Raw genomic sequence first — 21,936 nt, 5'->3', positions numbered from 1 at the left:
GAGCACGTTTGACTTAGTTCTTCGGCGTTTATGGATCCCCGCCTTCGCGGGGATGACACCTGAGAGGGCAGATGTAGACTACTCCACCGCCAGCCCCGTCACGGCCGCCGACGCTTCCAGCCAGTGCAGGAAACTGCCGGTCATGCTGCGCGCGACGGCGATGTGAATCGTCGGCGCCTCGTCGACCTTCCACAGCGTCACGCCCGTATGCGCGATCTGCGTGACGGCAACGCTGCCGGCTGGAAACGCCGCGGCGCTGAGATCGATGGCGACGCCCTTGGCCAGCACGTCGAGCAGGGCCGGACCCGACAGCCGGAGCAGGCCAATGCTGTCGGACTGATCGACCACCGAGGCGAGGCCATCGAGCTGCTGCGCGAGACTGTCCACGAAACGCGGTGTGCCCGCATCGTGGGTCACCAGCCAGCGGCCGGGGCCGGTGCCGAGAAACGAGGTCGCATCGCTGCCGGAACCGTGCGGTCCCAGTGGCAGATTGATATCGAACTGTTCCTTCACGGCAGCAGCGAGCGCGGCATCCTGGCCTTTGCGCGTCATGACGGTGGCAATGGCGATGCCGCGACGCTCGCGTGCGATGACGCCGCGGCCATCGCCCATGGAGCGCAACTCAGCGAAGGCGGAGATGTGAGCGAGATCAAGCACGCAGCCGCGCTCCTTCTGCATCGACGAAGTCGGGATCGACGACCTCAAGTTCGAGATCGCCGGAGCGTACGGGGTCCCAGGCGCGGATGATCTCGCCATGCCGTTCCGGTCCGCGCGTCAGCAGGCCAAGGCCGATCCAGTGATTATTGCCCGGGCTGAAGGCCGTGGACGTGATGAATCCGGCATTGTTGTCCGGCGCAGGCGTCACGCCGCGCGCGAACAGCAGCGCGCCGTTGCGCAGGCGATGGCTGCGATCGACCGGCCGCAGGCCGACCAGCGTCGGCCGGTTGGAATCGATCAGCGCCTCGCGCGCCGCCATGGTGCGGCCGATATAGTCCTTCTTCACCGACATCATGCGTCCGAGCCCGAGATCGCGCGCCACGGTCTGGCCGTTGAGTTCGGAGCCGGCGACATGGCCCTTTTCGATCCGCATCACGCTGAGCGCCTCGGTACCATAGGGCGTGACGCCGAACGGCTTGCCGGCTTGCATCAATGCATTGAACAGCGCCTCGCCATAGCCCGCCGGCGCGGCGATCTCGTAAGCGAGTTCGCCGGAGAACGAGACGCGAAACAGCCGCAGCGGGATATTGCCGACATGGAATTCGGCACAGGCCAGATAGGGGAAGGCCTCGTTGGAGACATCGAAGGCATCGTCGAGCAATGCCTGCAGCAGCTCGCGCGACTTAGGCCCGGCGACGGCATACTGCGCCCATTGCTCGGTGACCGAGACCATCTGCACGTCGAGTTTGGGCCACAGCACCTGATGGCAGTATTCGAGATGCTGCATCACCTTGCCGGCATTCACCGTGGTGGTCGTCATCACCCAGTGATCGGCGGAGAGACGCCCGGTTGTTCCGTCATCCATGACGAAACCGTCTTCGCGCAGCATCACGCCGTAGCGCACCTTGCCGACGGGCAGGGTCGAGAAGGTGTTGATGTAGACGCGATCGAGGAAGGTGCCGACATCCGATCCGCACAGTGCGATCTTGCCGAGAGTCGAGACATCGCAGATGCCGACGCTGGAGCGCACGGTCTTCACCTCGCGGGTGACGCTCGTGAGCCAGTCAGTCTCACCGGGCGCGTTGAACCATTGCGCGCGCATCCATTGGCCGGCTTCGACGAAGGTGGCGTTCAACGCGGCGGAGGCGGCGTGGCTCGCCGTCAGCCGTGTCGGCTTGAAATGCTTGCCGCTGTGCAGACCCGCAAAGGCGCCGATGGCAACCGGCACATGCGGCGGTCGTGCCCGCGTCGCGCCGGTCTCGGCGATGGTCTTCCTGATCTCGCCGGCGAGGATTGCGAGGCCGTTGACGTTGGACGTCTTGCCTTGATCGGTCGCCATGCCCAAAGTCGTGTAGCGCTTGAGCTGCTCGACCGAGCGGAAGCCTTCTTGCGCGGCAAGGGCGACGTCGGTCGCGGTGACATCGTTCTGCAGATCGACGAAGGCCTTGCGGCGCGATCCCGCGAACAGCCAGACCGGATTGGTGCCGGATGCCTCGTCGCTGGCGGTGATGGGCTTCTGCGTCTGCAGGCCGAGGCCGACATACGAGGCCGCCTTCGCGCCGGCCAGTGCACCGCTCTCCAATGCCCGCGTCAGCGTCCATTGCGCCGCTGCGGCTCCCGCGATTTGCATGCCCGGTGGCGTGTCGCTGCAGAGAAATGCCGATCGCTCCTCCGACCAACTGCCCTTGCCGCCGAGATGCGTGGCAATGCCGATGCTCGGCGACCAGCCGCCGGAGACGCCAAGCGTGTCCACAGTGACGCTACGTGTCTTGCCGGTACTGTCGGTGATCTCGATCGTCGTCAGCCTGCGATAGCCTGACGTGTCGGAGACATGCGCGCCGAGAAACTGCGGTGCATTGCCTGCGAGTTTGCGCACCTCAGGCGAAACCTCCGTCCGTGCATCGACCACAACAGCGATCTCGGCGCCGGCCGCTTGCAAGTCGAACGCACTGCGCCAGCCGTCATCCGATGTCGTGAAGACGGCGATGCGCTTACCCGGCACCACGCCGAAGCGGTTGGCGTAAGCGCGCAATGCCGACGCCAGCATGATGCCGGGCCGGTCATTGCCGGGAAACACCAGTGGGCGTTCCTGCGCGCCAGCGGCGAGCACGCATTGTTTCGCAACGATCTTCCACAGCCGCTGCCGCGGCATGAATGGCGGCGGCACTGGCAGATGATCGCTGACGCGCTCGATGGCGCCATATTCGCCGTCATAGGCGCCGAATACGGCGGTGCGCTTGAGGATGCGGACATGAGGCAGGGTGCCGAGTTCGGCCTCCGCCAGCGCCGCCCATGAGGCTGCTGTGACGCCATCGATCTGCGCGGTGTCGCTGAGCAATCGTCCGCCGAGCACGAAATCTTCCTCGGCCACGATCACCCGCGCTCCGGCGCGTCCGGCGGCGAGCGCTGCGGCGAGGCCCGCAGGGCCGGCGCCGATCACCAGCAGGTCGCAGAAAGCGTGAGACTTCTCATACGTGTCGGGATCGTCGAGACCGCTGAGCGCGCCCAGACCTGCCGAGGCACGGATGGCGGGCTCGTAGAATTTCTCCCAGAACGCCGCCGGCCACATGAAGGTCTTGTAGTAGAAGCCGGCATTGAGCAGCGGGCCGGCGAGCTGGTGCACGGCGCGGAGATCGAAATTCGGCGACGGCCAGCAGTTCTGGCTCGAGGCGTCCAGGCTATCAAACAGCTGGACTGTGGTGGCCTTGGTGTTCGGCTCGGCGCGCGCTCCCGAGCGCAGCGTCACCAGCGCATTCGGCTCTTCCGGCCCGGCCGAGAAGATGCCGCGCGGCCGGTGATATTTGAACGACCGGCCGACCAGCATTGTGTCATTGGCGAGCAGCGCGGACGCCAGTGTGTCGCCGGCATAGCCGCCATAGGTCTTGCCGTCGAAACTGAAGCTGACCGGCTTCGATCGGTCGATCAGCCCACCGGATGCGAGACGACGCGAGATGCTCATGATGCAGCCTCATCATGGGCCAGCACGGCGTCGATCACCTCATGCGTCGAGACGTTGCGCGTGACCTTGAGCCAGGCATGGCAACCCGCCGCGTGGTACCAATATTCCTGGTGAACGCCGACTGGATTGTCGCGCAGATAGACATAGTCGAACATTGCATCGGCATTATCGGGCGCGGGCCGCGCCAGCGTCGCGTCGCCGGAATAGGAAAATTCCGAAGCGTCGCGGGATCCGCAATAAGGGCAGGGGATGCGCATGGGGCCTCAGTGCAGGTTCGGTTGGGCGCCCTGGCCCTTTTCATCGACGATATGGCCGGAGCGAAACCGGTCCAGCAGCAGGCGATTGGCGGCAGGGTGTGGTTCGTCCTTCGCCAGCAGATGCGCGAAGACGAAGCCCGAGCCCGGCGTCGCCTTGAAGCCGCCATAGCACCAGCCGGCATTGAGATAGAGCCCTTCGACGTGGGTGCGGTCGATGATCGGCGAGCCGTCCATCGACATGTCGACGAGGCCGCCCCAGTTGCGCAGCATGCGCGCGCGGCCGATCGCCGGCATCAGCGCCATGCCGCCTTCGCAGACGTCCTCGACCACGGGAAGATTGCCGCGCTGGGCATAGGAGTTGTAGCCGTCGATATCACCGCCGAACACCAGGCCGCCCTTGTCGGACTGGCTGATGTAAAAGTGCCCGGCGCCGAAAGTGATGACGCCGGGAATGATCGGCTTCAACCCTTCGGAGACAAAGGCCTGCAGCACGTGGCTCTCGATCGGCAGTCGCATCCCGGCCATCGCCGCGACGCGCGACGACGAGCCGGCGACCGCGAGGCCGATCTTCTTCGCTCTGATCGCGCCGCGCGAGGTCTGCACGCCCACCGCACGACCGTCGACGATGTCGATCCCTGTCACTTCGCAATTCTGGATCACGTCGACGCCGCGATCGCTGGCGCCGCGGGCGTAGCCCCACGCCACCGCATCATGGCGCACAGTGCCGCCGCGCTTCTGCAAGAGGCCGCCCTGGATCGGAAACCGCGCTGCGTCGAAATTCAGGAACGGATAGAGTTTGCGGACCCCCTCGCGGTCCAGCAACTCGCTGTCGGCGCCGTTCAGCCGCATCATGTTGCCGCGCCGCGCATAGGCATCGCGCTGGCCGTCGGAATGGTAGAGGTTCAACACGCCGCGCTGGCTGACCATGGCGTTGTAGTTGAAGTCCTGCTCGAGGCCTTCCCACAGTTTCAGCGACAGCTCATAGAGCGAGATGTTTTCCGAGAGCAGATAGTTGGACCGGATGATGGTAGTGTTGCGGCCGATATTGCCTGACCCGATCCAGCTCTTCTCCAGCACGGCGATATTCCTGACGCCGTACTCCTTCGCCAGATAATAGGCGGTCGCCAGCCCATGGCCGCCGCCGCCGACGATGATGATGTCGTATTCGGGCTTCGGCGCAGCATCGCGCCATTGCGGCGTCCAGCCTTTGTGGCCGGTGAGGGTCTGTTTGAGCAGCGACGTCAGCGAATAGCGCATGGAAAATCCGGGTGGCGATCAGGCCCGGAGTGTCGCGTATTTCGGGAAGCGGCACCAGTCCATGAGCGACATTAAGAAGCCCATCAGCGACATCGTGAGATGATGTCGTTTAGCGCGCCAGCCAGAAGCCGCCCACCACCAGGATCATGGCCAGCAGGCTGATGACCCCGAGCACGGCCGCAGTGATGGCCAGCAGGCCGTGGGAGTCGAGCCATCCGCGTAATGCCTTTTCCATGGTGCTGAAACTCTCCCGGTGATTTGAGTTTATCGTTGCAGGCAGGCACCGTATCAAACACTTCAGGCGCCGTCGTCTCGGACGGTTTCGCCATATTGAAGAATTGACATGCTTGAGGAAGTGACATGGACAATCTGAATACCCAGGGCATCAAGGTGCCGAAGCTCGGCCTCGGTACGTTCAAGCTCACGGGCGACGGCTGCGTAGCCGGCGTGGAAAGCGCTATCGGCCTCGGTTATCGGCACATCGACACCGCCGAAATGTATGGCAACGAGGCGGAAGTCGGCGCCGGCATCAAGGCCTCGGGCATCGCGCGCAAGGACCTGCATGTCACCACCAAGGTCTGGCACGAGAACCTCGCGCCGGATGCCATCAGGCGCGCCTTCGACACCAGCCTGAAGAAGCTCGGACTCGATGTCATCGATCTCTATCTGGTGCACTGGCCCTCGAAGGGCATGAATCTCCCGACGATCTTCGAGACGCTGTTGAAGCTGAAGGACGAGGGCCGCGTCCGCGCCATCGGCGTGGCGAATTTTCCGGTCAAGCTGATGAAGCAGGCCGTGGAGGAGATCGGCGCCCCGGTTGCCTGCAATCAGGTTGAATATCATGCACTGCTCGACCAGATGAAGCTGCTGACCTATCTGCGGTCGAAGTCGATCCCGCTGGTGGCCTATTGCCCGCTCGGTCAGGGCCGGCTTGCGGACAACGATGTGATGAAAAAGATCGCCGCCAAGCACGGCGTGTCAGCGGCGCAGGTGGCGCTGAAGTGGTTGCTCGATCAGGATGGTGTCGCAGCGATCCCCAAGGCGTCGCGCAAGGAAAGCCAGCAGGCCAATCTCGATGCACTGAAGGTGACGCTGGACGACGACGACCGCAGGGCGATCGCGGCGCTGCCGAAGACGCAGCGGCTGGTCAATCCAGGCTTCGCGCCGGATTGGGATTGATTTGTCTCCCCCTCTCCCACCTAGCGAAGCTGCGCTTCGCGGGGGAGAGGGGGAGATGCGCACGGGCTACTTGTGCGAATGGGGCTTCTTCCCCTCCGCCTTCTTCCCCGTCGGCATCATCACCACGCGGCCATACTTCACGCCGCGCTCCGCAATGATGTGATCGGCGAAATGCTGTACTTCGCTGCCGGAGCCGCGCAGCGCGGTCACTTCCATGCAGTTATCGCCGTCGAGATGCACATGCAGCGTCGCCAGCGAGAGGTCGTGGTGATGATGATAGGTGTCGACCAGCCGGCGTGAGAGATCGCGCTGGGCGTGGTCATAGACATAGACCAGGGCGGCGACGCATTCGCCGGCCTTGCCCTTCTCCTGCGCCGCCTGCTGCATGCCGGCACGGGCGAAATCGCGGATCGCTTCGGAGCGGTTCTGATAGCCGTGTTCGGCGATCATCGCATCCAGTTCTTCCATCAGGTCGTCGTCGAGCGTGATCGTAATGCGCTGCATCGGTCCTCTCAAGAAGTATGACGAATCTTTGACTTTGTCATACTTGGCATGTCAGTGTGTTCCGGTTGAACCCAGCATAGCCCGGCCGACTGACCGATGCATCGCTCTCTCTTTTCATCGGCCGGACTCTCGCTGGCTTCGTTGCTTGCAGTCGTCACGCCCTCAGCCGCGCAGCCGGCGACGGTGTTGTCCCCGGTCGAAGTCGAGGCACCGCCGCGGCATGCAGCCAAGCCACGCGTAACGCGCGCCGGGAATGAGGCGGGCCGCCCGGCGGCACGCCATGTTGCCGCACCGACCTTGGGTGGCGGCGGCATGAGTGTCACGCCCGGCGCCAGTGCAGCGCAGGCGCCGGTCGCCTCTGCCAGCGAGAAGACTGTCAGCGGCACCGAGGTCAATGCGCGGCCGCTGTCGCGTCCCGCCGAAGCGCTGGAAGTTGCGCCCGGCCTGATCATCACGCAGCATTCCGGCGATGGCAAAGCCAACCAGTATTTCCTGCGCGGCGTGAATCTGGATCACGGCACCGATCTCGCCATCTCCATCGACGGCATGCCGGTGAACATGCGGACCCATGGTCACGGCCAAGGCTATGCCGATACCAACTTCCTCATCCCCGAACTGATCAGTTCGGTGAATGTCCGCAAGGGACCGTATTTCGCCGATGAAGGCGACTTCTCGTCCGTCGGTGTGATGCATGTCAGCCTGATCGGCAGCGTTGCGCGCACCATGGCGTCGATCACATCAGGAAGTTTCGGTTACAACCGCGCCTTCGGCGTGACGTCGGGCAAAGTCGGCGAAGGCACGCTGCTGGTGGCCGCCGAGGCCAATATCTATAACGGCCCGTGGGACAATCCCGACAAGCTCCAGAAGCTGAATGGCGTGATCCGCTACAGCCAAGGCACGGCCGACAACGGTTTGTCGCTGACCGGCATGGCCTATGGCAACAAGTGGAATTCCACCGATCAGGTGCCGCTGCGGGCGATCACTTCCGGCGCGATCGGCCGTTATGGCGCGCTCGATCCCAGCGATGGTGGCAATTCGGAGCGTTTCTCGCTGTCCGGCCGTCTCCGGCAAACCGATCTCGACAGCGCAACCAAACTCGATTTCTACGTCGTCAAGAGCAAGCTCAATCTGTGGAACAACTTCACGTTCTTCCTGAGCGATCCGGTCAATGGTGATCAGTTTCACCAGTATGACGACCGCGTGCTCGGCGGCATCAACGCCTCGCATACATTCAAGCACAATATCGCGGGCTTCCGCAACGAAACCGAAGTCGGCATCCAGAGCCGTTACGACGATATCAATGTCAGCCTCGGCAACACCGTCAGGCGGCAACATCTCTCCACCACGCGTAGCGACGGCGTGAAGGAAGGCAGTGTCGGCGTGTTCGTCCAGAACACCACATTCTGGACTGACTGGCTGCGCACCAATATCGGCTGGCGCGGCGACTATTACGACACCACGGTCAATTCGTTCTTCAATCCCGCCAATTCCGGCAGCGCCACGGCCACCATCGGTAGCCCCAAAGTCGGTCTCGTGCTCGGTCCTTTCGCCAGGACCGAACTGTTCCTGAATGCCGGCGAGGGTTTTCACAGCAATGATGCGCGCGGCGTCACCATCAGGGAATCGCCGAGCGACAGTTCGCCGGTCGATAGCTCGTCGTTCCTGGTGAAGACCAAGGGCGCCGAGATCGGATTGCGCACCAAACTCATTCCAGGGCTGACCAGCTCGATCGCGCTCTTCATGCTGGATTCGGCCTCCGAAATCCTGTTCGTCGGTGATGCCGGTGATACCGAAGCCAGCCGTCCCAGCCGCCGTGTCGGCTTCGAATGGACCAATGACTACAAGCCGACATCATGGCTGAGTCTTGAAGCCGACCTCGCAATGACCCGCGCGCGCTTTCGCGGCAGCAATGCCGATCAGGCGGCAGCCTACGCGGAGCTCGATGGCTATCCGGCCTCGCAGATCGGCAACGCGCCCGGCAATTTCATTCCCGGCGCGCCCAACATGATCGCCTCGGCTGGCATCAGGCTTGGCGAGGCCACCGGCTGGTTTGGTGCCTTGCGCTATCGCTATTTCGGTCCACGTCCCCTGACGGAAGACGCGGCCTTCATCTCGCCAGCCACGGGTCTGCTCAACGGGCAGGTTGGTTACCGCTTCGATAATGGCTGGCGCATCCAGCTCGATGCCTTCAACATGCTCGACAGCAAGTCTGACCAGATCACCTATGCCTATGGCTCGCTGCTGAAATCGGATTCGCTATTCGCCATGTGCTTCCCGGCGGGCGGCGGCGCGCCGACAGCGCCTGCCGCGGTGTGCCAGACCGGCATCATGGATCGCGTGCTGCATCCGGTCGAACCGCTGGCCTTGCGGGTGACGGTGGCCGGCCGGTTCTGATCTCGCGGTTCCGACTTTGCCGCAGCGCAGCTTGCCTATTCCAGGAGGCGGTAGCATCATCCCTCCCAATGAAAAGAGGCAGGGAGGTGTTGATGCTCGCACGGGTTCGTTCCGTTTCGCGCCGTTGGCTATTCACGCGTGCCAGCGCCGGTTTGAAGGCGCTGCTGGCGATCGTCTCGCTCCCGTTAGCAACAGGGTTCATCATGTCATCGGCCAGCGCCGCCACCTACGTCTATGTCGGCAATGCCGACAGCCAGAACATCAGCGTTCTCGAATTGAAGGCGAATGGCAGTCTCGCTGTGATCGATACCGTGGCGGTGCCGGGACCGGCAAAGCCCGGCGGCTCGCTGCCGCTGGCCATCAGTCCCGAGAAGCACCGGCTCTATGCCGGTTTGCGCAACGAGCCCTATACGGCGGTGACCTTCGATATCGATGCCAAAACTGGAAAACTGAAACTTGTCGGACCCGGGCCGCTGGCGGATTCCATGGCCTATATCGCGGTCGATCGCACCGGGCGATTTCTGCTCAGCGCGTCCTATGGCGGCAACAAGGTGACGGTGAATGCCATCGGGCCGAATGGCGTGATCGCGCCGGCACAGCAGATCGTCGCCACCGAACCGAACGCGCATTGCATCATCGTCGATCCCACCAATCGCTATGTGCTGCATACGAGCCTCGGCGGCGACGTGATCTATCAGCAGAAATTCGATGCCAGGGCCGGAAAGCTGACGCCGAACGATCCGCCGACCGTCAGCGTAAAAGCCAAGGGCGGTCCGCGCCATCTGGTATTCTCGCCGGACAAGAAGTTCGTCTATCTGCTCAACGAGCTCGATGCAGCGATCTATGTGTTTCCGTGGGACGCTGCGACCGGGACGCTGAAGAAGGAAAGGCAGGTCGCCTCAGCGTTGCCAAAGGGGTTCGACGGCAAGCCCTGGGCGGCGGATATCCATCTGACGCCGGACGGCAAGTTTCTCTATGCGTCGGAGCGCACCAGCAACACGATCGCGGCGTTTCGTATCGATCCCAAAACCGGTGCTCTGACGTCACTCGGCTCGACCGCCACCGAGAAACAGCCGCGCGGATTCAACATCGATCCGTCGGGCCGCTATCTGCTGGCGGTCGGTCAGCTCTCGAACAGCATGACGGCCTATGCCATCGACAAGGCGACGGGGGCGCTGACCAAGCTGAACGAAACAGCGGTGGGCAAGAATCCGAACTGGGTCGAGATCGTGAACCTGCCGTAAGGACTGTCTCACTTCGAGCCGACGCACCGGCCTCTCGCTCCCTCTCCCCGCAATGCGGGGAGAGGTTAAGCAGCCATCCGATAACTCCCACTGATGACCGGGTCGCCGTCCGTCAGCACCAGGCCGCGGGCGACGAGATCTTCCAGATGCGCCAGCACGGAATAGCCGGCGGCACCCGTCAGGCGGGGATCGAGCCCGATATAGATCGCGCGCACAATGGTCGGGATATCCGCTTCGCCCTTGCCGAGACGATGCAGGATCGAGGCTTCGCGGGCGCGACGATGGCGAATGAGAAAGCGGACATAGCGCTGCGCATCGGGAATATCGGGGCCGTGGCCGGAGAAATACAGGTCCTCGTCGCGCGCCGCAAGTTTGTCCAATGAGGCCATGTAGTCGATCATCGAGCCATCGGGCGGCGCGACGATGGAGGTCGACCAGCCCATCACGTGATCGGCGACAAAGAGATATTTTTTCTCGCGCCAGGCAAAGGCCATGTGGTTGGCGGTATGGCCCGGCGTGGCCACGCCTTCCAGCGTCCAGCCGTCGCCCTCGATCACGTCGCCGTCGGCGACCAGCACGTCCGGCTTGAAGTCGCGGTCGGCGCCTGACTCCGGCGAGTGTTTTTCGCTCTCGAAGCGCGGCCGCGAGGCGCGGTGCGGCCCTTCGGCATAGACCGTGGCTGATGTGGCAGCCTTGAGCGCCGCCGTGTTCGGCGAATGATCGCTATGGGTATGGGTGACGAAAATATGCGTCACGGTCTCGCCCTTCACGGCATCGAGCAGCGCCTGCAGATGGGCGTCGTTGGCCGGGCCGGGATCGATGATCGCGACCTTGCCGGTGCCGATGATATAGCTGTTGGTTCCGGTAAAGGTGAAAGGCGAGGGGTTGTTGCAGAGAACCCGGCGCACGTTTGGGCGGACCTGATCGACGACGCCGGGCTTGAGCGGATAATCGCGATTGAACGGAACGTCGTCGTTGGCGCCGTTATCCTTGTCGCTCATGGTCGGTCCTTCCCAGCATGTTCTTCGCCTGTGATGACTAGCAAGGGGAGCGGGGAAAGCAAACGGCGGCGCGTCGCGGCTGATATGCGGCGGGCATCGCACGCCTGTCATTCCGGGGGCGAACCGACGCCGCAGGCGGCGGGGCGGAACCCGGAATCCCGATGTGTTCATCACTTCTATGGTGCGGGTGGAGAGAAGTGCCGATCACTGCAAGATTCCGGGTTCGCGTCCGGCAAGAGCCGGCCACGCCCCGGAATGACGAGTGTGTGCTACGCGTGCCCTGTCCCGAACATCAGCGACCGATGCGCGCCGACCCCGGCCATCGCGCCATCGCCCACCGCAAGCGCCACGGAGCCCGTCGCGCGCGCCATGTCACCGCAGGCGAACACGCCGGGCACCGTGGTTTCCTTGAACATGTCGGTCTGTAGGAACGGTCCCATCGGCCCGTCTTCCAGGGCACAGCCAAGCTGTGCGCCGAGCGGCGACGCCGGACTGGTGCGCGTCAGCGTGAACATGCCATCGAGCGGAATGATGCGGCCATCCGTGAGTTCGACCTCGATGGATGCGCCTGACAATTGCCTGATCGGTTCACGCTCGATGGTGACGCCGCGCTGCATCAGTTGCATGAGCTGGTCCGCGTCCGGTGTGAACGCGCCGTTGAGGAACAGCGTCGTCGATCCCCAGTCCGGCAGCATCAGGGCGTGATGCATTGACATGTCGGACGATGCCAGCACACCGATACGGCCCTGATCCAATTCATAGCCGTGGCAATACGGGCAGTGAAACACATGCTTGCCCCAGCGCTCGGCAAGACCGGGGACATCCGGCAGCGTATCGACCACGCCGGCGGCGAGGATGATGCGCCTGGCTTGATAGCGCGCGTCGCTCTCGGCGCTGACAGTGAAGTCGTTCACGACGCCCGAGCCATCTGTGGCCGTCGCATCGACCCATTCGACAGTGGGGTATTTCATCAATTGCGCGCGGGCGTCCGCAGCGATCGCGCCGGGCGCGCGGCCGTCCTGACCGAGAAAGCCGTGGGAGTGTTCAGCGAAGCGATTACGGCGCTGGCCGGAATCCATCACCAGGACCTTGCGGCGCGCCCGCGCCAATTGCAGCGCTGCGGAGAGGCCGGCATAGCTGCCGCCGATGACGATGGCATCGAAACTCATTTTGTCTTCCTTGAAATCTTGCTCTGAATTTTGCTGCGATGATCCTCCGCCCGCGCGTGAAAATCCGCGGCGAGCTGCGCCAGCGTGACATCCGCAAGGCGGCCGATCAGAACTGCCTCCGCTTCCGCGAAGGCCGATGTGAGCGAGTGATTGACGGCCTGCTCGACGAGGCAGGTCGGGCTTTCCAGATGAATACCCATCGCCATCAGGCTGGGCTTGCCCAGCGCGTCGTAGATGTCCTTCAGCGTCACGGTTGCGAGGTCGCGCGCGATCTCCCAGCCGCCGCCATGGCCCTTTTCGGAGCGCACCAGGCCAACGTCGCGCAGCCCCGCCATGGTGCGGCGGACCACCACGGCGTTGGTGGTCATGCACGTGGCTAGTTCGGCCGAGGTCATCGGGCGGTTCTGCTCGGCCATGTGCAGCAGCGCATGCAGCGTGGCCGAGAGGCGGTTGTCTCGTCTCATGTAACTTATGATGATACATGAAAAGGCAAGCGTCAACCCTCTGTCATTCCGGGGCGGGGCCGACGCCGCAGGCGGCGGGACCGAGCCCGGAATCTCGACATGGGAGTCTCCGTAGCCAAACACTCCGGGATTCCAGGTTCGCGTCCGGCAAGAGCCGGCCACGCCCCGGAATGACGGAAGTATGGCCAAATAAAAAATGCCCGGCGCGAGGCCGGGCATTTCGAAGCTTTGAAATCTGAAGCGTAGGCGCTTAACCGAAGGCCTGGATACCCGTGATCGCACGTCCCAAGATCAGCGCGTGCACGTCGTGGGTGCCTTCATAGGTGTTCACGGTCTCCAGGTTCTGCGCATGGCGCATCACATGGTATTCGGCCTGGATGCCGTTGCCGCCGTGCATGTCGCGGGCCATGCGGGCGATATCCAGCGACTTGCCGCAATTGTTGCGCTTGACCACCGAGATCATGTCCGGGTGGAAATTGCCTTCGTCCATCAGGCGGCCGACGCGCAAGCTACCCTGCAGGCCGAGCGAGATCTCGGTCAGCATGTCGGCGAGCTTCTTCTGCACCAGCTGGGTGGCTGCGAGCGGGCGGTTGAACTGCTTGCGGTCCAGCGTGTACTGGCGGGCGCGTGCCATGCAGTCCTCGGCGGCGCCGAGCACGCCCCAGGAGATGCCGTAGCGGGCGCGGTTGAGGCAGCCGAACGGACCCTTCAGGCCCGACACGTTGGGCAGCAGATTCTCTTCCGGCACGATCACGCCGTCCATGACGATTTCGCCGGTGATCGAGGCGCGCAGCGACAGCTTGCCGCCGATCTTCGGAGCCGTGAGACCCTTCATGCCCTTCTCGAGGATGAAGCCACGGATCTGGTTGTCATGCGCGGCGGACTTCGCCCAGACCACGAACACGTCGGCGATCGGGGCGTTCGAGATCCACATCTTGGAGCCCGAGAGCTTGTAGCCGTCCGACACCTTTTCGGCGCGGGTCTTCATGCCGCCGGGATCGGAGCCGGCATCGGGTTCTGTGAGGCCGAAGCAGCCGACCCACTCGCCGGTGGCGAGCTTGGGCAGGTATTTCTTGCGCTGGTTCTCGTCGCCGTAAGCATAGATCGGATACATCACCAGCGACGACTGCACCGAGTTCATCGAGCGGTAGCCGGAGTCGACGCGCTCGATCTCGCGGGCGACGAGGCCGTAGGCGACATAGCTGGCATTGGCGCAGCCATAATCTTCCGGCAGCGTGATGCCGATCAGGCCGAGCTCGCCCATCTCGTTGAAGATTTCGCGGTCGGTATGCTCATTGAGATAAGCGTCGTTGACGCGCGGCAGCAGCTTGTCCTGGGCGTAAGCGCGCGCGGTGTCGCGGATCATGCGCTCGTCTTCGGTGAGCTGGTCATCGAGCAGGAACGCATCGTCCCACTGGAAACTTGCAGCGGCCGGCTTGTCCTTTGCCTTGGGGGCAACGCTCATCGAAATCCCTTTCACATCATGGCTGAGTAATGCGCATTGGCTGCGCGTGTTCTGGTCGCAAGCGCTGTTTCGCTCAACAGGGTGCCGTCTCAGGCGGCACCCGCGCATTGCGTGCTACGGCATTTTAGGTCTTTGAACTATCGCCATCAAGCTGTTCGTTGCAGGCGATCTCGATGCCGAAACCCGACAGGCCCTTATAGTCATGGGTCGACGAGGTCAGGTGGCGGATCGAGGTGACGCCGAGATCGCGCAGGATCTGTGCACCGACGCCGATTTCACGCCACTGCCGGTTGCGGTCGGCTTCCGCCGACTTCGGCGCATCGAGCGGCTCGACGGGCACGCCCGCGGCACCGTCGCGCAGATAAACCAGCACGCCGCTGCCGTTCTTCTTGAAGCGTTCCAGCACGGGCTGCATCTTGGCCGGGCCGAAAAACACGTCGCGCACGATGTTGGGCTTGTGGAAGCGCGTCAGCACGTTCTTGCCGTCGCCGACGCTGCCGTAAACGAAGGCAACATGGTGGATCGGATCGAAGGGCGAGCGATAGGAATAGCCGTGCAGCGGGCCGATCGGACTGTCGGTGGTGAAGGTCGAGACGCGCTCGATCAGCTTCTCGCGGGCCTGACGATAGGCGATCATGTCAGCGATCGTGACATGCTTGAGCTTGTGCTTGGCCGCGAAGTCGACGACCTGCTGGCCCTTCATCACCGAGCCATCGTCGTTCATCAATTCGCTGATGACGCCGACGGGCGCGAGATTGGCCAGCTTGCAGAGATCGACGGCGGCTTCGGTATGGCCGGAGCGCATCAGTACGCCGCCCTCCCTAGCGATCAGCGGGAAGATATGACCGGGACGGGCGAAGTCATTGGCGCCGGCATTCGGATTGGCCAGCGCGCGGCAGCACGAGGCACGCTCATCGGCCGAAATGCCGGTACCGCCATCGGGCTTGTAGTCGATGGAGACGGTAAAGGCGGTGGTGTGGTTGCTATCGTTGTTGACGACCATCGGATCGAGCCGCAGCCGGCGGGCATCCTCGGTGGTGATCGGCGCGCAGACGATGCCGGAGGTATGCCGGATGATGAAGGCCATCTTCTCGGCGGTACAGAACGATGCGGCGACGATGAGGTCGCCTTCACCCTCGCGGTCGTCATCGTCGGTCACCACGACCATTTCGCCGGCGGCAAAGGCTTGCAGAACGTCTGAAATCGGGTCGGCCATAAAATTCGCCTCGGATGCACTCTTGCTCTGTGTGAAGTCCATATGGCGCAGAGCGGGGGGCGGTGCAACCCGCGGAAATGGGGGGCGGTATGCGGGTTCGCAGAGCGGAATGGGGAGTTTGCCTTCTCCCCGCCTGCGGGGAGAAGGTGGCCCGAGCTTGCGAAGCATGATCGGGTCGGATGAGGGGGACGTTCCACGAACTGATGAGTGGATGGAAAGTCCCCCTCACCCGCCGCGAAGACGCGGCGACCTCTCCCCGCAAGCGGGGAGAGGTCAAGGCAGCACTTCCCGCCGCTCCGCCAGCTGCGCGTCCATTTCGGCGCGTTTATCGTCCAGCAGGCCCTGATCGGCGGCCTCGATCACCTCATACAGCGCATGGGCGTCGCTGAGCCGGGGCACGGTGACGTAGTCGGCGCCGGCGGCGTAAATATCGCTCACGTCGCCGAGCACGTCCGCCGTGGAGATGATCTTGGCGGTCGGGTTGATCGAGCGGACATGGCGGACCAGCTTCTCGTTATTCGCGCCCTTCAGGAGCGAGTCCGGCACGCTGAGGATGATGATCTCGGCCTTGCCGACGCCGGCATGCACCAGCGTGTCGACATTGCTGATGTCGCCATAGATCACGTGCTGGCCGCGCCCGACCAAAGTGCGGAAGACGTTCGGATTGAAGTCGACGACGCTGATCTGGTCGAGCAGCGACGCGTTCTGGCGCTCGATCTCGGCGAGCAGGGCGGACGCGGTGCGGAAGAAGCCGAGAATGACGATGCGGCGGGCGTCGCCATGGCCCTCGGCATGATCGCCCTCGCGGCCCTGGCCGTGATCGAGGTCGCGCAGCCCGATGCGCTTCATCGGGCCGATCAAGAGGCGCGTGATCTGGTCGCTGCGCATCATCGCGAAGGTGGAGAGCACCGCGAGGATCACGAAGGCGAAGGACGCCGCGCTGGAGGTCTGCGTTGTGATATGGCCGGCGGCAATTCCCGTTTGCAGCACCACCAGCGAGAATTCGCTGATCTGCGCCAGATTGAGCGCCGGCAACAGGCTGGCGCGCAGGCCCTGCTTCATCAGATACAGCGGCGTGAAGGTCGTGAGCATGCGGCTGATCACGGTGAACACGGCGATGATCAGGGCGAGGCCGATGGTCGCGCCGTTCGGGATCGGGATCGTCATGCCGACGGCGACGAAGAACAGCGTGATGAAGAAGTCCCGCAGCGTCGTCACCTTGGCAGTGACGTCGAGCGCGTAGGGGAAGGTTGATAGCGATACGCCAGCGACCAGCGAGCCCATCTCGCGCGACAGATGCAGCCGCTCGGCGATTTCGCCGATCAGGAAGCACCAGGCCAGAGCGCCCAAGAGCACCAGTTCCGGCCGTCGCGCGATCTGGTGGAACAGCGCCGGCAGCACATAGCGGCTCAGGATCAGCGCAGTGGCGACCAGCACGCCGACGCGGGCGATCGACAGCGCGACAACGCTGACCTGCAAATAGGCAAGGCTCGGCTGCACCGCCAGAAACAGAATCGCGAAGATATCCTGCAGCACCAGGATGCCGAGCGTGATGCGGCCGGGCAGGGTGTCGAGCTCGCGCTTCTCATAGAGTACCTTGACGATGACCACCGTCGAGGACAGCGCGCAGGCGACGCTGAGATACAGCGCGTCGAACCCGCCGCCGCCGAGCTTGAGCCCGAGCGCCATGAAGAAGGCCGCGCCGAGCACGCAGCCTGCGATCAATTGGCCGCCCGCGGCGAACAGAATGACCTTGCCGGCGCGGATGATCTTCTTCAGGTCGATCTCGAGACCGATCATGAACAGCATGAAGATCAGGCCGAGTTCGGAGATCGTGCTGATGGATTCGTCTGACTTGACCCAGCCGATGCCGAATGGCCCAATGATGAAGCCGGCAATCAGATAAGCAAGAATCAGTGGCTGACGGGTGAAATGCGCAATAAGCCCGATGCCCCACGCAAACAGGATACACAGCGTGATATCGCGGATTAAGTCGTGCATGCCCCTGCCGGAAAAGCCTTACATTTCGGCGGCACTCTAATGGTGCGCCGCGTGAGGGCAAAGGGGTAATATCCGGCATTCGGCGCGCGATACACGCGGGGGGCGGTCCAACGAGGCAGCCTTCATCATAAAAAGCTTCAGGGAGACGACGTTCATGACCACTGCACGGTTCGACTACGCGCCATTGCTGCCTCCGGGCCTGCCCGCGGCTGCGGCAAAATGGACCGGTCTCGCCAAATACAGCTTCGTCGGCGGGAACAACGATATGGACCAGGTGCCGGTAGAGGGCCTGACTGCTGCCGCCAATGCCGTCATGCTGCGCGAGGGACGCACGCTGGCAACCTACGGTCTGGCGAGCGGTCCGCAGGGCTATCTGCCGCTGCGCACCTTCATCGCCGGCAAGCTGAAGCGCGACGCAAGCATCGATTGTACGGCTGATGATATCCTGGTCGTCTCCGGCTCGCTGCAGGCGCTCGACCTCGTCAATCTCAGCCTGCTGGCCAAGGGCGACACCGTCATCATCGAGCGCGATTGCTATCAAGGCTCCATCAACCGGCTCACCCGTCTCGGCGTCAATATCGTCGGCATCCCCTTAGATGACGACGGCATGCGGATGGACGCGCTGGCCTCAGCATTGGAAGATCTGAAGGCGAAGGGCATCCGGCCGAAATATATCTATACGATCCCGACCGTGCAGAACCCGACCGCCACCATCATGCCGGAAAGCCGTCGCCGCGAGCTGCTGGCGCTGTCGGCCAGATATGGCGTTCCATCTTGGAGGACGATTGCTATGCCGATCTGATCTGGAACGGCGAGCGTCCGCCGGCGATTCACGCGATGGATACAAGCGGCAGCGTGATCCATATCGGCTCGTTCTCCAAGTCGATCGCGCCCGCGCTCCGCGTCGGCTACATCGTCGCGCCCTGGGAAATCATGTCACGCATGCTGGCGCTGAAGACCGATGCCGGCTCCGGCGCACTGGAGCAGATGGTCCTCGCCGAATATTGCGTGCCGCATTTCGCTACCCATGTGCCGAAGGCGACGCGCGGGTTGCGCGCCAAGCTGGAGACGCTGATGGACGCGCTCAACGAGCAGTTCGGCACGGCGGCGGAATTCGACGAACCCAAAGGTGGCATCTTCCTGTGGGTGAAACTGCCCGCCAATGTCGATGCGATGAAGCTCTATCAGGCCGCGCTCAAGGCCGGCGTGTCGATCAATCCCGGCCCGGAGTGGTCTGTCGACAAGGCCTATGCGCACAGCCACATTCGCATCTGCTTTGCCAGCCCCACGCATGACGAAATCCGCGAAGGGATCGCGGTCCTCGCTGATGTCTGCCGGCAGGAGTTCGGTGTACCAGAGCGGATCGCCAATGTGGAGAAACGTGCGCGGGGGTGAGTGCTTGTCGGGGAGGGGCGGGAGCCTACTTCTTCGCGCCCTTTGCCGCAGCCTTCGCCGGCGTCGCGGCCTTCTTGGGCGCCGGCGCGCTGTCGACGGCGGTGTTGATGTCGTCGATCAGCTTGGTGATGCGCGCGGCGTTGCTGCCGAGATCGCCTTCGAAATAGCGTGACGACGAGCGAATATCGACGCGCGAGCCTTCGCCGTCGGGTGTGAAGCGGATCGAGACGTCCTCGCGAAAACCCATGATAGGGGTGCGCGCCACCGCCTCGATACGGCCAATGCGGCGCGGCGGCTGCGGCGGGCGCTCGTCGATGACGATCCACTTGCGCTTTTCGACCAAAGCGCGCGTCACGTCATAGGCGCGTTGCACCGGCACCTCCAGCTCCACCGGCTCGATATCCGGATAGGCCGTGCGCTGCTGCTCCGCGGAGTAGAGGCCGGAATAGACGGCTGAATTGGTGCCGTCGCCGGTCCGCAGCCGCGCCAGCGCCTCGAAGCGCGGCGGGTCGACCGGGTCGGTGGTGATGTCGTGGATCTTCGGCAATTTGCGATACTGGTAGGCGAGGTAGCCGGGATAGGCGAGGATCACCACGTCGAGCATCAGCGCCACCATGATCACGCTCATGCCGCGCGAGCCGTTCTGCCAGATCGCTGCAAAGCCCGCGAGCGCCACCAGGATCGAGAGGCCGGCGAATCCCAACGCGCCGAAGAAGGTCATCAGCGCCGGTTTTACTTCAAGGAACCCGAAGCGGACGATGATGATCGAGGTGAGGGCTGCAATGGCGGCGAAAACCGCGAGGCGCCGTGCCCACAGCGCCAGGCTGGATACTGGCTCCGACTGGTAAGCGGCCGAAAACCTGCGTGCCATGGGGAATTTCTGCCGGATTGAGCTTGCGAAGGCGCTGAGAGCGCCGGATTCCGAATAGGGTGCTTGAGACCATGCCGGGCCGGGAATTTCAAGGCACTTTGGCGGACGGCGGCTATCGTTTAGAGTTCTTTTGCCTTGAACTTCATAATGGATCCACAAGCGATCCCTCATCCTGAGGAGCGGTCTCTTCGACCGCGTCTCGAAGGATGCGCAAAACAATCATGGTTCGAGACGCGCGCAAGAGCGCGCTCCTCTCCATGAGGGCAGGGAGTGCCGATGCTGGTCGAAACCACGGATTATGAGACGCTCGCCCGCAATTTCCGCTGGGATGTGCCGGAGCGATTCAACATCGCGACGGTGGCCTGCGACCGTCATGCCGACGGTAGCGGGCGGCTGGCGCTGATCTATGTGGACGAGGACCGCGGCACGCATCGTTTCTCCTTCGACGAGATGCAGGCTTTCTCGCGCAGCTTCGCCAATGTGCTAAAGGCGGATGGCCTGCAGCGCGGCGACCGCATTGCGGTGTTTTTGTCGCAATCGGTGGAATTGCCGGTGGCGCATCTCGCGGCGTTCCGGTCCGGGCTGGTGTCGGTGCCGCTGTTCACGCTGTTCGGCGAGGACGCGTTGGAATTCCGCCTTGCCAATTCCGGGGCCAAGGCCATCGTCACCGACGCGAGCGGCTGGGACAAGTTGTCGAAAATCCGCGAGCGGCTGCCTCATTTACAAGATATCTACGTCACGGACAGTGCACCGCATGCCGGCGCCAAATCGTTCTGGTCGGCGATCGAGGCGGCGTCCGAAGACTTCACCACGGTCGATACGTCCTGCGACGATCCCGCCATCATCATCTACACCTCGGGCACCACGGGAAATCCCAAGGGCGCGCTGCATGCCCATCGCGTGCTGCTCGGCCATCTGCCCAATGTGGAGATGGTGCACGGCTTCTTTCCGAAGCCGGGCGACGTCTACTGGACGCCGGCCGACTGGGCCTGGATCGGCGGGCTGTTCGATGCGCTGTTTCCGGCCTGGTATCACGGCGTGCCGATCGTTGGCTATCGCGCCAGGAAATTCGAACCTGACGCCGCGATGCAGCTGATGGCCGATCACAAGATACGCAATGTGTTCCTGCCGCCGACGGCGCTGAAGCTGATGCGGCAGGCAAACGTGAAACATGATGGCGTGAAGCTGCGTAGCATGCTCACCGGCGGCGAGTCGCTCGGTTCTGAATTGCTCGACTGGGTGCGCAATACGTTCGGTATCGATGCCCATGAAATCTACGGCCAGACCGAATGCAATCTGGTGGTCGGCAACAATGCCGATCTGTTTCCGATCCGCCCGGGCTCCATGGGCAAGCCGACGCCGGGTTTCGATGTGCGTATCGTCAATGAGCAGGGCGAAGAACTGCCGCGCGGCGAGCGGGGCATTGTCGGCATCAGGCAGCCCAATCCCTGCACCATGCTCGGCTACTGGCAGAATCCCGAAGGCACCGCGAAGAAATTCGCCGGCGAGTTTCTTCTGACGGGCGATCTCGGCATCCAGGATGATGACGGTTACTTCTGGTACGTCTCGCGCGAAGACGACGTGATCACCTCGGCCGGCTATCGCATCGGTCCATCGGAGATCGAGCATACGCTGCTGAAGCATCCCGCGGTCGCACTGTCGGCGGTGGTCGGTATTCCCGATCCAATCCGCACCGAAGCCGTGAAAGCCTGGATCGTATTGCGGCCTGGTTTTGAACCCAGCGACGCACTGGCGCGCGAGCTGCAGGACTTCGTCAAATCGCACCTCGCCGCCCATGAATATCCGCGCCATGTGCAGTTTGCGGAGTCACTGCCGATGACAGCGACGGGCAAGGTACTCAGGCGGGAATTGCGGGCGCTGGGGTAGGGCGCTCTTTCTTAAC

General features: G+C 63.2%; 17 protein-coding genes and 1 pseudogene. 5 read left to right on the top strand and 13 right to left on the bottom strand.

Annotation, left to right across the window (positions count from 1 at the left end; all coding sequences use genetic code 11):
* Nucleotides 1–78: 78 nt before the first annotated feature.
* The 5 genes from CHC01_RS02475 to CHC01_RS33275 form a co-directional block, all read right to left on the bottom strand.
* On the bottom strand, nucleotides 79–657 hold the full coding sequence (locus CHC01_RS02475) for a sarcosine oxidase subunit gamma (protein ID WP_176454474.1): 579 nt from the start codon (nucleotides 655–657) through the stop codon (nucleotides 79–81).
* Nucleotides 650–3,616, bottom strand: a complete 2,967-nt coding sequence (locus CHC01_RS02470; RefSeq protein ID WP_089262135.1) for a sarcosine oxidase subunit alpha family protein — start codon at nucleotides 3,614–3,616, stop codon at nucleotides 650–652. Before CHC01_RS02470 ends, CHC01_RS02475 begins: the two co-directional genes overlap by 8 nt.
* The gene (locus CHC01_RS02465) at nucleotides 3,613–3,873 is read right to left on the bottom strand and encodes a sarcosine oxidase subunit delta (protein ID WP_089262133.1); all 261 of its coding nucleotides are present in this window, start codon (nucleotides 3,871–3,873) and stop codon (nucleotides 3,613–3,615) included. The genes CHC01_RS02470 and CHC01_RS02465 overlap by 4 nt, the downstream gene beginning before the upstream one ends.
* A 6-nt stretch (nucleotides 3,874–3,879) precedes the next feature.
* Nucleotides 3,880–5,130, bottom strand: coding sequence for a sarcosine oxidase subunit beta family protein (locus CHC01_RS02460; RefSeq protein WP_089262131.1), 1,251 nt, complete (start codon nucleotides 5,128–5,130; stop codon nucleotides 3,880–3,882).
* A gap of 109 nt (nucleotides 5,131–5,239) precedes the next feature.
* Entirely contained in the window at nucleotides 5,240–5,365 is a 126-nt protein-coding gene (locus CHC01_RS33275; RefSeq protein WP_256461202.1) for a hypothetical protein, read from the bottom strand.
* 125 nt (nucleotides 5,366–5,490) lie between these two features.
* Between CHC01_RS33275 and CHC01_RS02455 the strand changes: the two genes are divergently transcribed.
* Complete coding sequence (locus CHC01_RS02455) at nucleotides 5,491–6,309, top strand: aldo/keto reductase (protein WP_089262129.1); 819 nt, start codon at nucleotides 5,491–5,493, stop codon at nucleotides 6,307–6,309.
* Between the two features lie 66 nt (nucleotides 6,310–6,375).
* On the opposite strand, the gene nikR is transcribed toward CHC01_RS02455, so the two are convergent.
* Complete coding sequence (nikR, locus tag CHC01_RS02450) at nucleotides 6,376–6,813, bottom strand: nickel-responsive transcriptional regulator NikR (protein ID WP_089262127.1); 438 nt, start codon at nucleotides 6,811–6,813, stop codon at nucleotides 6,376–6,378.
* Nucleotides 6,814–6,909: 96 nt separating this feature from the next.
* Here nikR and CHC01_RS02445 point away from each other — a divergent pair, with 96 nt between their 5' ends.
* Entirely contained in the window at nucleotides 6,910–9,207 is a 2,298-nt protein-coding gene (locus tag CHC01_RS02445; RefSeq protein ID WP_089262125.1) for a TonB-dependent receptor, read from the top strand.
* Nucleotides 9,208–9,299: 92 nt separating this feature from the next.
* Nucleotides 9,300–10,451, top strand: a complete 1,152-nt coding sequence (locus CHC01_RS02440) for a lactonase family protein (protein ID WP_176454473.1) — start codon at nucleotides 9,300–9,302, stop codon at nucleotides 10,449–10,451.
* A 65-nt stretch (nucleotides 10,452–10,516) separates the two neighbouring features.
* On the opposite strand, the gene CHC01_RS02435 is transcribed toward CHC01_RS02440, so the two are convergent.
* The 6 genes from CHC01_RS02435 to CHC01_RS02410 all read right to left on the bottom strand — a co-directional run bounded on the left by CHC01_RS02435 (nucleotide 10,517) and on the right by CHC01_RS02410 (nucleotide 17,767).
* Nucleotides 10,517–11,452 (bottom strand): MBL fold metallo-hydrolase, encoded by a 936-nt coding sequence (locus CHC01_RS02435; RefSeq protein WP_089262123.1) that lies wholly within the window; start codon nucleotides 11,450–11,452, stop codon nucleotides 10,517–10,519.
* A 269-nt stretch (nucleotides 11,453–11,721) separates the two neighbouring features.
* Complete coding sequence (locus tag CHC01_RS02430; protein WP_089262121.1) at nucleotides 11,722–12,621, bottom strand: NAD(P)/FAD-dependent oxidoreductase; 900 nt, start codon at nucleotides 12,619–12,621, stop codon at nucleotides 11,722–11,724.
* Nucleotides 12,618–13,085: an Rrf2 family transcriptional regulator gene (locus CHC01_RS02425; RefSeq protein WP_089262119.1), complete on the bottom strand. Its 468-nt coding sequence runs from the start codon at nucleotides 13,083–13,085 to the stop codon at nucleotides 12,618–12,620. Before CHC01_RS02425 ends, CHC01_RS02430 begins: the two co-directional genes overlap by 4 nt.
* A gap of 250 nt (nucleotides 13,086–13,335) precedes the next feature.
* Entirely contained in the window at nucleotides 13,336–14,550 is a 1,215-nt protein-coding gene (locus CHC01_RS02420; protein WP_089262117.1) for an acyl-CoA dehydrogenase, read from the bottom strand.
* Nucleotides 14,551–14,674: 124 nt separating this feature from the next.
* Nucleotides 14,675–15,766, bottom strand: coding sequence for a 3,4-dihydroxy-2-butanone-4-phosphate synthase (ribB, locus tag CHC01_RS02415; RefSeq protein ID WP_089263618.1), 1,092 nt, complete (start codon nucleotides 15,764–15,766; stop codon nucleotides 14,675–14,677).
* Between the two features lie 273 nt (nucleotides 15,767–16,039).
* Nucleotides 16,040–17,767 carry a cation:proton antiporter gene (locus CHC01_RS02410; protein ID WP_089262115.1) on the bottom strand — a complete coding sequence of 576 codons (1,728 nt, stop codon included), beginning with the start codon at nucleotides 17,765–17,767 and terminating at the stop codon, nucleotides 16,040–16,042.
* Between the two features lie 154 nt (nucleotides 17,768–17,921).
* On the opposite strand from CHC01_RS02410, the pseudogene CHC01_RS02405 reads away from it, so the two are divergent.
* A pseudogene (locus CHC01_RS02405) lies at nucleotides 17,922–19,162 on the top strand (aminotransferase-like domain-containing protein).
* Nucleotides 19,163–19,187: 25 nt separating this feature from the next.
* Here CHC01_RS02405 and CHC01_RS02400 read toward each other — a convergent pair.
* Nucleotides 19,188–20,033 carry a DUF1499 domain-containing protein gene (locus tag CHC01_RS02400; RefSeq protein WP_089262113.1) on the bottom strand — a complete coding sequence of 282 codons (846 nt, stop codon included), beginning with the start codon at nucleotides 20,031–20,033 and terminating at the stop codon, nucleotides 19,188–19,190.
* A 276-nt stretch (nucleotides 20,034–20,309) separates the two neighbouring features.
* On the opposite strand from CHC01_RS02400, the gene CHC01_RS02395 reads away from it, so the two are divergent.
* The gene (locus CHC01_RS02395; RefSeq protein WP_089262111.1) at nucleotides 20,310–21,920 is read left to right on the top strand and encodes an acyl-CoA synthetase; all 1,611 of its coding nucleotides are present in this window, start codon (nucleotides 20,310–20,312) and stop codon (nucleotides 21,918–21,920) included.
* Nucleotides 21,921–21,936 lie beyond the last annotated feature (16 nt).

It is taken from the genome of Tardiphaga sp. OK246 (assembly GCF_900188215.1).
Lineage (GTDB): Bacteria > Pseudomonadota > Alphaproteobacteria > Rhizobiales > Xanthobacteraceae > Tardiphaga > Tardiphaga robiniae.
Note: the sequence above shows the minus strand (reverse complement) of the source record. Positions and strands in the feature narration are given on the sequence as shown.

What these genes read in the sequence shown, in the direction of transcription:
- CHC01_RS02395 (WP_089262111.1), top strand. Translation starts at nt 20,310, where the DNA reads ATGCTGGTCGAAACCACGGATTATGAGACGCTCGCCCGCAATTTCCGC.
- CHC01_RS02465 (WP_089262133.1), bottom strand. Translation starts at nt 3,873, where the DNA reads ATGCGCATCCCCTGCCCTTATTGCGGATCCCGCGACGCTTCGGAATTT.
- CHC01_RS02430 (WP_089262121.1), bottom strand. Translation starts at nt 12,621, where the DNA reads ATGAGTTTCGATGCCATCGTCATCGGCGGCAGCTATGCCGGCCTCTCC.
- CHC01_RS02420 (WP_089262117.1), bottom strand. Translation starts at nt 14,550, where the DNA reads ATGAGCGTTGCCCCCAAGGCAAAGGACAAGCCGGCCGCTGCAAGTTTC.
- CHC01_RS02455 (WP_089262129.1), top strand. Translation starts at nt 5,491, where the DNA reads ATGGACAATCTGAATACCCAGGGCATCAAGGTGCCGAAGCTCGGCCTC.
- CHC01_RS33275 (WP_256461202.1), bottom strand. Translation starts at nt 5,365, where the DNA reads ATGGAAAAGGCATTACGCGGATGGCTCGACTCCCACGGCCTGCTGGCC.
- CHC01_RS02440 (WP_176454473.1), top strand. Translation starts at nt 9,300, where the DNA reads ATGCTCGCACGGGTTCGTTCCGTTTCGCGCCGTTGGCTATTCACGCGT.
- CHC01_RS02470 (WP_089262135.1), bottom strand. Translation starts at nt 3,616, where the DNA reads ATGAGCATCTCGCGTCGTCTCGCATCCGGTGGGCTGATCGACCGATCG.
- CHC01_RS02400 (WP_089262113.1), bottom strand. Translation starts at nt 20,033, where the DNA reads ATGGCACGCAGGTTTTCGGCCGCTTACCAGTCGGAGCCAGTATCCAGC.
- CHC01_RS02435 (WP_089262123.1), bottom strand. Translation starts at nt 11,452, where the DNA reads ATGAGCGACAAGGATAACGGCGCCAACGACGACGTTCCGTTCAATCGC.
- CHC01_RS02460 (WP_089262131.1), bottom strand. Translation starts at nt 5,130, where the DNA reads ATGCGCTATTCGCTGACGTCGCTGCTCAAACAGACCCTCACCGGCCAC.
- CHC01_RS02445 (WP_089262125.1), top strand. Translation starts at nt 6,910, where the DNA reads ATGCATCGCTCTCTCTTTTCATCGGCCGGACTCTCGCTGGCTTCGTTG.
- ribB (WP_089263618.1), bottom strand. Translation starts at nt 15,766, where the DNA reads ATGGCCGACCCGATTTCAGACGTTCTGCAAGCCTTTGCCGCCGGCGAA.
- CHC01_RS02410 (WP_089262115.1), bottom strand. Translation starts at nt 17,767, where the DNA reads ATGCACGACTTAATCCGCGATATCACGCTGTGTATCCTGTTTGCGTGG.
- nikR (WP_089262127.1), bottom strand. Translation starts at nt 6,813, where the DNA reads ATGCAGCGCATTACGATCACGCTCGACGACGACCTGATGGAAGAACTG.
- CHC01_RS02425 (WP_089262119.1), bottom strand. Translation starts at nt 13,085, where the DNA reads ATGAGACGAGACAACCGCCTCTCGGCCACGCTGCATGCGCTGCTGCAC.